The sequence below is a fragment of the Vreelandella olivaria genome (assembly GCF_023507745.1).
GTDB lineage: Bacteria > Pseudomonadota > Gammaproteobacteria > Pseudomonadales > Halomonadaceae > Vreelandella > Vreelandella olivaria_A.
The window spans coordinates 1-1373 of sequence record NZ_JALPZO010000001.1; the positions used below are offsets into that span (position 1 = coordinate 1).

The window sequence follows — 1373 nt, forward strand, 5'->3', positions numbered from 1 at the left end:
CGCCACCACCAGCGCCGAGTCCCTCGCCCTGACTGCCGATCACCTTAGCCATCGCCAGGGCGAGATGCTGCACACCGGCGGGGGCAGTGACCTGACGCTGACAATAGCGCAGTCGCTGGACAATACCAGCGGGCAGATTGCCAGCAATGCCGGCCTCGATATCGCCGCGCGTGAACTGACCAATACCGCCGGTACCTTGCAGGCATTGGATCATGTCAGGCTGGACGTTGGTGACCTGGATAACCGGCAGGGTGAACTGATCGCTGGCGATGCCCTGGCCGTGGCGGCGTCGGGGGATATCGACAATACCCAGGGCCAATGGCTGGCGGAGCGTATCGACGTCAGCGCCGCCGGCCTGGACAATGCCAGCGGGTTGATCAGTGCCGCCAGCGGCGCGCTGAGCGTGCAGGCGGATGATCTCGACAATAACAGGGGCCGTCTGGAAGCCACGGACGATCTGACCCTCGACGTCGCCGAGACCTTGACCAATGAAGACGGCGAGATCGTTCATGCCGGGGAAGGCGAGGCGCGGATCGCCGCCACGCGCCTGGAAGGCAGCGAGGGTCTGATCGTCAGCCAGGGCGATCTGACCCTGGCGGCCCGGGGTATCGTCCTCGATGGGGCGACCACCAGTGCGGAACGCATCATGGTGGATGCCGAGCGCCTTAGCCATCGCCAGGGCGAGATGCTGCAGAGCGGTGACGATAAGGACTTGGCGCTTTCCGCCCGGCAATCGCTGGACAATACCGGCGGGCAGATTGCCAGCAATGCTGGCCTCGATATCGCCGCGCGTGAACTGACCAATACCGCCGGTACCTTGCAGGCCTTGGATCATGTCAGGCTGGACGTTGGTGACCTGGATAACCGGCAGGGTGAACTGATCGCTGGCGATGCCCTGGCCGTGGCGGCGTCAGGGGATATCGACAATACCCAGGGCCAATGGCTGGCGGAGCGTATCGATGTCACCGCCACTGCCCTCAATAACACTGATGGGCTGATCAGCGCCGCCAGCGACGAGCTGCGCGTGCGAGCGGATGAGCTCGATAACACCTCGGGTCGGCTGGAAGCCACGGGTGACCTGTCCCTCGATATCGCCGAGACCTTGGTCAACGACGACGGCGAGATCATCCACGCCGGTGACGGAGAGGCGCGGATCGCCGCCACGTGGGTGGAAGGTGCTGATGGGCTGATTGTCAGCCAGGGCGATCTGACCCTGGCGGCCAGTGATGTCATCCTCGACGGCGCGACCACCAGCGCCGAGTCCCTCGCCCTGACTGCCGATCACCTGAGCCACCGCCAAGGGGAGATGCTGCACACCGGCGATGACCGCGATCTGACCCTCACCATCGGGGAGGCGCTGGACAACACCGAAG

1 pseudogene is annotated in these 1373 nt (G+C 64.7%); it reads left to right on the top strand.

Going from position 1 to position 1373, the window contains the following annotated elements:
* Window positions 1-1373: pseudogene (locus tag HP566_RS00005) on the top strand (hypothetical protein); the annotation flags it as partial.